12 protein-coding genes are annotated in these 9,225 nt (G+C 34.5%); all 12 read left to right on the top strand.

Annotated elements, in window-relative coordinates; genetic code table 11:
* Positions 1 to 203: 203 nt before the first annotated feature.
* A complete protein-coding gene (locus tag AC1TPB_RS24435; RefSeq protein WP_482078873.1) occupies positions 204 to 758 on the top strand; it encodes a hypothetical protein in 555 nt (184 codons plus the stop codon).
* 169 nt (positions 759 to 927) lie between these two features.
* Entirely contained in the window at positions 928 to 1,413 is a 486-nt protein-coding gene (locus AC1TPB_RS24430) for a DUF5662 family protein (RefSeq protein WP_482078874.1), read from the top strand.
* A 266-nt stretch (positions 1,414 to 1,679) separates the two neighbouring features.
* Positions 1,680 to 2,165: an NUDIX domain-containing protein gene (locus AC1TPB_RS24425; protein ID WP_482078872.1), complete on the top strand. Its 486-nt coding sequence runs from the start codon at positions 1,680 to 1,682 to the stop codon at positions 2,163 to 2,165.
* A gap of 199 nt (positions 2,166 to 2,364) precedes the next feature.
* Positions 2,365 to 2,904 (top strand): N-acetyltransferase family protein, encoded by a 540-nt coding sequence (locus tag AC1TPB_RS24420; RefSeq protein ID WP_482078871.1) that lies wholly within the window; start codon positions 2,365 to 2,367, stop codon positions 2,902 to 2,904.
* A gap of 146 nt (positions 2,905 to 3,050) precedes the next feature.
* Complete coding sequence (locus AC1TPB_RS24415; RefSeq protein ID WP_482078870.1) at positions 3,051 to 3,614, top strand: YdcF family protein; 564 nt, start codon at positions 3,051 to 3,053, stop codon at positions 3,612 to 3,614.
* A 156-nt stretch (positions 3,615 to 3,770) separates the two neighbouring features.
* Entirely contained in the window at positions 3,771 to 4,271 is a 501-nt protein-coding gene (locus tag AC1TPB_RS24410; RefSeq protein ID WP_482078869.1) for a hypothetical protein, read from the top strand.
* Positions 4,272 to 4,471: 200 nt separating this feature from the next.
* Positions 4,472 to 5,074, top strand: coding sequence for a histidine phosphatase family protein (locus tag AC1TPB_RS24405; protein ID WP_482078868.1), 603 nt, complete (start codon positions 4,472 to 4,474; stop codon positions 5,072 to 5,074).
* A gap of 214 nt (positions 5,075 to 5,288) precedes the next feature.
* Positions 5,289 to 5,795 (top strand): hypothetical protein, encoded by a 507-nt coding sequence (locus AC1TPB_RS24400; RefSeq protein WP_482078867.1) that lies wholly within the window; start codon positions 5,289 to 5,291, stop codon positions 5,793 to 5,795.
* A gap of 162 nt (positions 5,796 to 5,957) precedes the next feature.
* Positions 5,958 to 6,431, top strand: coding sequence for an NUDIX domain-containing protein (locus AC1TPB_RS24395; protein ID WP_482078866.1), 474 nt, complete (start codon positions 5,958 to 5,960; stop codon positions 6,429 to 6,431).
* A gap of 485 nt (positions 6,432 to 6,916) precedes the next feature.
* On the top strand, positions 6,917 to 7,099 hold the full coding sequence (locus AC1TPB_RS24390; protein ID WP_482078865.1) for a DUF4083 family protein: 183 nt from the start codon (positions 6,917 to 6,919) through the stop codon (positions 7,097 to 7,099).
* A 197-nt stretch (positions 7,100 to 7,296) separates the two neighbouring features.
* Positions 7,297 to 7,827 carry a hypothetical protein gene (locus AC1TPB_RS24385; RefSeq protein WP_482078864.1) on the top strand — a complete coding sequence of 177 codons (531 nt, stop codon included), beginning with the start codon at positions 7,297 to 7,299 and terminating at the stop codon, positions 7,825 to 7,827.
* Between the two features lie 184 nt (positions 7,828 to 8,011).
* Entirely contained in the window at positions 8,012 to 8,947 is a 936-nt protein-coding gene (locus tag AC1TPB_RS24380) for a P-loop NTPase family protein (protein ID WP_482078863.1), read from the top strand.
* The last annotated feature ends 278 nt before the right edge of the window (positions 8,948 to 9,225 follow it).

The following is a 9,225-nucleotide window of genomic DNA, read 5'->3' as shown; positions in this document are numbered from 1 at the left end:
TAAAGAACTACTTGGAAAGTTGAATCATTGAAGGCAATAACATCCGATAACACAGTATTCAAGCAGCGGCTCCGCCTTGGTCACTTGATGCTTTTTGGCAGATGAAGCAGATTCAGTGACAACTTGCTGCGCAAGTTCGTGAATACAAGAACGTTATGTGTAATTACCTAACCATCTAATAAAAATTGAAAGTAGGTGAAGTAATGGACTATCAAATAAAAACTAATATACTACCTCAATATTTATCTGATGAAATCTTAGAGATTAATTCAAAGCTTAGATTAACTACTTCCTCAATAGACAGCTACGCTTATGAAGCAATAATAAATGAAGAATTGCTAGAGATTCCATATAGAATTTATATAGATTTACCATTGAGTGATGAAATTGAACAATTAACTACAAAACAATTACTAATACTAAGTTGTATCCTGACAAGACATTGTAATGGAATCGTGAGGGAAGAAAACTTAAAGAAGATTATTAATTGTAATGAATCTTGGATAGTCCCATATGTGAGCCAATTAGTTGGAGAATATGTAATAGAAATCATTCAAGTAATTCACGATAATAAAGAAAAATTGGATATGAATGAATTCAAAAAGTTTTTCTTAGAAAATCCCATTTTTTATCACAGAATGAAACAAAGAGTTATCAGTTACTGGGATTGTTATTACAAGAAAGAAAATAAAGAATTTAAAGAATACATAGGAAACAAAATTATTAACTACTTTGAAAGTATTCTCGAGAAGAGGTAACTACACATAACACAGTATTCACGCGGCGGCTTCGCCTTGGTCAAAGTGATGCTTTTGACAGAGTAGTCGATTCAGTGACAACTTGCTGCGCAAGTTCGTGAATACCTGAACGTTATGTGACATGCCCGAAAAACCGTTTTTTATTCATAATAGGCTATGATGGGAGGAGATTAATATCTTACAATCATATTGGAAATATTTTTTATACATCTTAGATCATAAAATCAATGTTCTAGTTGAATGTTGGAAAGAAGGGCTCTACATACAAGGTATAGTTCATGATTTTTCTAAGTTCTCTCCCCTAGAGTTTTTTCCCTATACCAGAAAATTTTATATGAAGGAAAACGAAAAAACAGAATTAGAATGGAAGTATGCATGGTTGCAACATCAACATAAAAATAAACATCATTGGAATTATTGGGTCGTAAATCAACAAACCAAAGAGGCATTGCCAATGCCTAAAAAATATATTGTTGAGATGTATTGTGATTGGAAGGCATTTTCAAGGAAGTGGGGAAGAAAAGTAAAAGAACCCAAAATTACTATAACAGATAAAATAATATTACATCCTGAAACAAGAAGAGAATTAGAACAATTAATTACTAAAGATAATCAGAATGTAGGTAAGTCCAAAGAAGGCGAGCACATCACATAACACAGTATTCACGCAGCGGCTCCGCCTTGGTCACTTTGATGCTTTTGGCAGAAGTAGAGGATTCAGTGACAACTTGCTGCGCAAGTTCGTGAATACACGAACGTTATGAGAAATTCGGGCAAGGCTTATACAGACAAAACTGAAAACATTAATGTACTACACTATTAGTCACACCAGCCTATAACCCTATTCGTTTTAACTATTTCTATATATTTCCTTATTTAAGGTGTATTATTAGGCAATAAATCATGGAAGGAACGATGGAAATGAATCCAATATCTTTACAAGCAGGCGGTGTATTGATTAAAGACCAAAATATATTATTAGCAAAGATTGAATATGGAGAAAACTTAGGGATGTGGATGTTACCTGGAGGTTTCCTTGAGCATGGCGAATCGATTGAAGAGGCAGCGTGTCGAGAATTTTTAGAAGAAACAGGAATAGTTACAACAACAAACCGTATGGTTGGTATGCGGTCGGGAACTAGAGAAGTAGATGGACTCATTCAAACAACAATGTATGTTGTCTTTGAAATGGATTTTGAATCAGGGGAATTAAAGAAAGACGAAATTGAGATTAGTGATCTGAGATACTGGACAATTCAAGATATTGAAAAATCTAATGAGATCATAGAATTAAGTAAAGAGATCGCTTTAAGGACCTTTTATACTAGAAACGGATTATATAAGGGCAAAGAACTACAAGTAAACAATTCATATAAGAGCTATGAATATTATCTACCGAATAAATAAGAAATGGTGGAAATAATTCGAAGAAGGCCCGAACAACTCATAACACAGTATTCACGCGGCGGCTACGCCTTGGTCACTTTGATGCTTTTGGCAGAGTAGTATAATCAGTGACAACTTGCTACGCAAGTTCGTGAATACCTGAACGTTATGCGAAATCATTGTAATACAAGACTCATATTTCAAAAAAGGGAGCAAGTTTATGCTTATTAAAATCCTTCAAGAAACGGATGCTCAATCCTATCAAGACTTGAGGTTAAGCGGTCTAAGAACTAATCCAGATGCTTTTGGGTCTACATTTGATCGGGAAGTAACATTCTCACTTGAGACTGTTATTGAACGAATAAAACCTAATAAGGACAAGTTTGTTTTAGGGGCGTTTGATGAACATGGTGTATTAGTCGGAATCGTTACTTTTGTAAGGGAGAACGGAGTTAAAACCTCCCACAAAGGCAATGTTTTCGGTATGTACGTCAGAAGAGACAAGAGGGGGCAGGGTGTAGGAAAAAACCTAATGATTGATTTAATAAAGAATTCGAAAGAAATTGTAGGATTAGAGCAGATAAATCTAACAGTTGTAGCGAATAACGATTCAGCTAAAAATCTATACAAATCATTAGGATTTCAGATTTATGGATTGGAACGCCGTGCATTAAAATACAATGAAGAATATTTGGATGAAGAATTATTGGTATTGCAATTAGATTCTAAGTATTTCGATGAGGTCAATGACTCCGCATAACATAGTATTCACGCAGCGGCTCCGCCTTGGTCACTGTGATGCTTTTGGCAGAGTAGTAGAATCAGTGACAACTTCCTATGGAAGTTCGTGAATACCTGAACGTTATAAGAAATTGGTGCTAAGTAAAAAAGAAGGGATGAATACTCATGAATTATCCTTTTGATTGTATTACGGATTTTATGTTTTTTCAAACAAAGCTCGAATCAGCAGATATAATATTGATTCCCGGGGGAAGTCACCCTCAATTAATGGAGAGAGCAGCTGAATTATATCATCAAGGTTTTGCTCCATATATATTGCCTTCAGGAGGATCAACACCAAATGTTAATACAACAGAATGGGAGTTTCTTCGTGATGTCGGCTTAAGTCTGGGTATTCCTGAAAATGCGATATTGCGAGAAGATAAGGCGACAAACACATTTGAGAATTCAAGATACTCTTGGGAAGTAATTCAACAAGAAGGGATTAACTTAGGTAAGGCGATATTGGTTTGTAAATCTTATCATGCTCGACGTGCATTACTTACATACCAAATAGATTTTCCTAGCGATGTTACTTTTTTTGTAAGTCCTGTAACTGACAAGACGGGTACTACAAGGGAAAACTGGTATCTAGAAGAGCAAAAAATAAAATACGTAATGAACGAATTAACAAAAGTAGGACAATATTTTAAACATCACATACCAAATTGGATAAACAGTAAACATTAATTGGAAGTAATTCGGGAAGGCACCAACTTCTTATAACACAGTATTCCCGCATCGTCGCCATTCGGCTCCTCGGTCCGCAGGAGTAGTTGCATGAAGAATAATCTGCGGACACATCCCTTCCCCTAAGATAAGAGCTATCTAAGGGGAAGGAACGTCGTGAATACGAAACGTTATCTGAAATTACCGATAGAGAGGAAAAACATGAACACTACATACTTAATTGAATGGGCACAAACAAATAATATTGTAGAAAGAACAGAAAAAGGACTTGAAAACTATTTAGAAAATTGGAAGAAAGAAGATCGAGGTGAGTTTTTTAGTGCTTTTAATGGGAAGTCAAATCTTAAATTACTTAAGACAGAACTTCGTTCAATACAACTTACGCATGTGAGTGGGTATTCTGATTTTGTATATTGTAACTTAAGAATTATGTATCTTGGCAATGATATAGGAGATTACAGAATGGTATTTACACTTGACGGAGAAGTCGACGATGATTTGATTCATTTCGATAAACATATGGAGATCACAATTAATGAAGGAACAATTAAAGTAGAAGTAATAAAAAGAGCAATAAAGGAAGGATATATAATTGAAGAAATTTCAAAACTTGTAGATCTAGATGAAGATATGATAAGACCGCTATTTGTAAGTTGAACGAAGATGACGGTAACTTCTGATAACACAGTATTCACGTAGCGGCTACGCCTTGGTCATATTGATGCTTTTGGCAGAGTTGTAGATTCAGTGACAACTTGCTACGCAAATTCGTGAATACCTGAACGTTATAGGAAATAAGCGCAAAGACATATATAAACAAATAAGAAACCTTTGGTATCAATTGGAGGAATTATATAATGAAAATAAGGTTCTTTCTTGTAAGACATGGGATAAAAGAAAAAGCAATTGGTGATGTGCCAATTACACTGGAAGGTATTAAACAAGCCCAATCAACGGCTCAATATCTTTCTACAACACCTATTACTGCGATTATTTCAAGCCCACTTAGACGAGCTTTAGAAACTGCACAATACATTTCATTAAAAACAAAATCAAGAATAAGAATTGATAACCGCTTGAGAGAACGTGCTAACTGGGGTGACTTACCAGGTCAAACCTTTGCAGAGTTTGTCGAGATATGGGAGAAATGTACACGCGATCCTGACTATATACCACCTGTAGGTGATTCTGCAAGGCAGGCATGTGAAAGACTTTCATCATTGCTATCTGAACTAGTAAAAAAATATCCATCTGGTAGTAATATTGTGATCGTCACCCATGGAGGATTATTAACGGATTATTTAGTAAATACTTTTCCGGAAAGTAAACTTAATAGATTACATACTAATTTTATAGATAAACAAAGTAATTTAGTCTCTGAATGTTCTATTACTGAACTTATTTATGAAAATAGTAGTTATACAATCGATAGTTTTGCATCAGTCAAGCACATAGGATAAGAGGATTTGTAAGACCATTATAATTGACAGGTTAAACATTTTAATTTGTTAACTCATGGAAGGCGCTGACATCCTATAACACAGTATTCACGCAGCGGCTCCGCCTTGGTCACTTTGATGCTTTTGGCAGAAGTAGTAGAATCAGTGACAACTTCCTGCGGAAGTTCGTGAATACCTGAACGTTATCGGAAATCGGTAAAGAGAGGAATGGAAAATGTCAAAAAACTCGGTATTAGTTTTAATGAATGTTGTTCTTATCATCGCTTTAATTTTGTTTATGTTATATCAAAAGAATGATCGTGATAGATTAGATATAATAAAAGAAAGACTAGCCTTTAGTTTAGTTCAAACACAATTGATTGTGCTTGAAAAAGATATTGAAGAACAAGCAAACAATAACTGGAACAATCATGAAGTAATTCAAGCGAAAATAGAAGATATAACTAGAGGAATTGCTACTACAATATCTGTTTCTGGGTTAGCAACGGGTTTAAGTAATGAGGATGAGGAAGTGCTAATGGATTTATTTGTATATCTAAGTGAATATGTAAACACAACATACAATGACAATGATATCTACACAAAGGAAGAGTTAATTGATATTGAAAAATTCGGAAAATCATTAAAAGTAGCCGGATGGGAAGAAGGCAATTCCATTTCAGAAAATTGGAATGACACAATGATTAAATTTGAGAAGTTACATGATGAGATTTTTCAATGAAGTACCGACATCCGATAACACAGTATTCACGCATCGGGCATACGCCCTTGGTCACTTTGATGCTATTGGCAGAGTAGTAAATTTAGTGACAACTTCCTGCGGAAGTTCGTGAATACCTGAACGTTATACGACATAACTGAAAAGACGAAAGGAGCTAACACTATGGGGATGTCAGAATACTACAAAAACCTTAGAGAGAAAATTGGAAATCAACTTATCTTTATGCCAGCAGTTGTGGGGATAATTAGAAATGAAAACAAGGAAATTTTGTTTGGAAGAAAGCACAATGAAGAGAATTGGGGGCTTATTGCTGGAGCGATTGAACTGAGTGAAACACCTGCACAAGCGATAATAAGGGAAGTGCAAGAAGAGACAGGTTTAATAATATATCCTGAACGAATAATAGGAGTTTATGGTGGTGAAAAACGTAGACATACATATTCTAATGGACATCAGGTTGAGTACCTAAGTATTGTTTTTGATTGTAAGGTAATAGGTGGAGATTTGAACCCTGATAATGAAGAAATGAAGGAGTTAAAATACTTTTCTGAATTTCAAATACCGTCTATCGCAAACAATTATCCAAAGTACATTTTTAATTCACACCAAAAAGAAAGAGCAGACTTTGAAGTTTGATTCAAAGATGCCAGTTACGTCGTATAACACAGTATTCACGCAGCGGCTCCGCCTTGGTCACTTTGATGTTTTTGGCAGAGTAGTAGAATCAGTGACAACTTGCTACGCAAGTTCGTGAATACCTGAACGTTAGGTGAAACATCTGGATTTCAATAACCATATTTTAAAAAATGAAAGAAGTTAAATAGATAATTTTGGAAATTCTATTCAGAAAAAAATAAAGAAATCACATATATAATCTCATTATTGACTTTTTGCATTATCATCAATTAATGCCCTAGTTGGAGTTCCAACTCTGAGATAAGTTGTGAAAATCAAAACCTTCAAAACAACTTCAGTGAAATACATGAAGACATAGGAGTACAGATATCAAATAGTTTTCAGTAATCAGGTAGAGTAAACACATTCAAAATTGATTATAAAATTTTCGGGATTTCTGATGATGGATAAATATCTTTAAGGATAGAGAAGGGACATGATATTAGATGGTGCTAGATCTATATAGACTCATTCCTCAAATCTTAGTTATTGGATTGATCGTATTGTTTTTTGTGAGTTTTTGGTTATTTGTAAGTCGAATGCTAACTAGTAGTAGAAACACAGAAATATCAGTCAGAAGTATAGAAGAAAAATTGGATTTAATTATTGAAAAAATCAAAAAGGATTGAATAGGTAATCACATACTATGTTGACTGGTAATTCAAGAAGTCAGATGCATCACCTAACATAAGATTCACGCAGCGGCTACGCCTTGGTCAGCAGAGGAAATTCAAGGATGTGCTTGCTGCCTGACAACTTGCATTCGCAAATTCGTGAATCAAGAAACGTTAGGTGAAATACATGCAAAGAATTTTAAGGAGCAATTATGAATCAAAATACTCTAAATTCCAATACAATATCAAAACTACTTCAGCTGGATAATGAGCTAAGGAATCATTACGATGCAACTCTAGACCATTATATTGGGCTATATATTCGTAGTGAAGAAGGCATGAAGTATGATTGTACGCCCGATGATGCCAAAGTATTTGCTTCCACGGGAATGGGTGGAGATCATTTTGCTTTCTCAACGCTGAAAGGAACAATTAGCGATTTAGATGAAGCACCCATCTTGTTTATTCAACCTATGATGTTCGATAATCCAGTAAAAAAAGTAGCGAGAAACATTAAGGACTTATTCTCTATATACTTGAAACTCAAAGAATTTTATATCTTGGAAAGGTTTGATAGATATAAATCTGAGTCAGACATGATACATGATATAAAGAAATACTATGATAAGGGATTAAAAGAAAGAGCAAAAGATATTGAATTCATATCTAAACAACTTGAAGGCCATCTTGAAATTAAGCCAATGGAGGATGTATTTAATTATATGATAAAGCTAGGAGAATAATATAGGGGGTATTTCAAGTTGGCACGTACTTCACCTAACACAGTATTCAAGCGGCGGCTACGCCTTGGTCACTTTGATGATTTTGGCAGAAGAAGCTGATTCAGTGACAACTTGCTGCGCAAGTTCGTGAATACCTGAACGTTAGCTGAAATTCGGTTAAAGCATTTATGAGAGGGATGATTCAATGAAGAAATTGGTATTCGTCGAAGGTATTCCTGGATCTGGAAAATCAACATTTGCCCGATTTATAGCAAATCAATTTGAAAGGAATGATTACACCTGCAATTTATTTTTTGAGACCACATATAATCATCCAATCATTTATTCTGAATCTTTTGATGATTACAATATCTTTATTGAATCATATTTGGAAAGGTGGAAAAAGTTCCTTTTAAATCAATATGATAGCGATGTTATTGTGATGGAATCTGCTTTATTCCAAAGTCCTATTGTTCATTTGCTACATAAAGACGTGGATCGAAAGGTAATTCAATCTTTGATTGTGAATGTAAGTGAGCTTTTCAGAGAAGTAGATTGCAAATTGATATATTTTTATCAAGATGATGCTGCAACCTCAATACAAAAGATGATTGATATTAGAGGTAAAGAAGATTTTTTACTACGGAAACACAATGAATATAAACATGAAAAGTATTTCTTAAACCGTATGGAGCAGGGCCCCGAATCACATATAACCTTTTTTCTAGATTACGCTGCACTTGCTAATAAAATTGTCAAAGAAGTGATGATCGAAACATTAATTATCGAAAACTCTAGACGGAATTATCCATTGTATGAGATGCAATTGATAAATGAATTTGATTTGAGATATATCCCTGATCCATATCTGGACTTATCTTTACTTAATAGTTATACAGGCATATACCACAATCAAGATTTGAAATTTAACTTAAAAGTCGAATTGATAGATGATCACTTGTTTATATTCGGGAACAAAAAGCTGAAACCTAAAAGTAGTAGTCAATTTTATCTTGATGACATGAGTGTAATTGCAAACTTCATTAGTGAAGACAATAAAATTAATCAAGTAGTTATCACTGAGAAGGATTTATATGCAAATAGAAATGATAATGGAACAGTTTTTGAAAGAATCTCATAGAAGAACCGAACATCAGCTAACACAGTATTCAAGCGGCGGCTACGCCTTGGTCACTTTGATGAATTTGGCAGAAGAAGCTGATTCAGTGACAACTTGCTGCGCAAGTTCGTGAATACAAGAACGTTATGTGAAATCTCAGTAAAAAGTTAGCAATTCAAGGAGGATAATATGAAGACCATCATCTATATGGTTAGACACGCTGAATCACTATACACCGAAGGAACAGAAATAACTAGAGGACTCACCATTAAGGGCTTGGGTGATGTTGAAAAAGTTAC

Source organism: Paenibacillus sp. Y951 (genome assembly GCF_056786395.1).
Note: the sequence above shows the minus strand (reverse complement) of the source record. Positions and strands in the feature narration are given on the sequence as shown.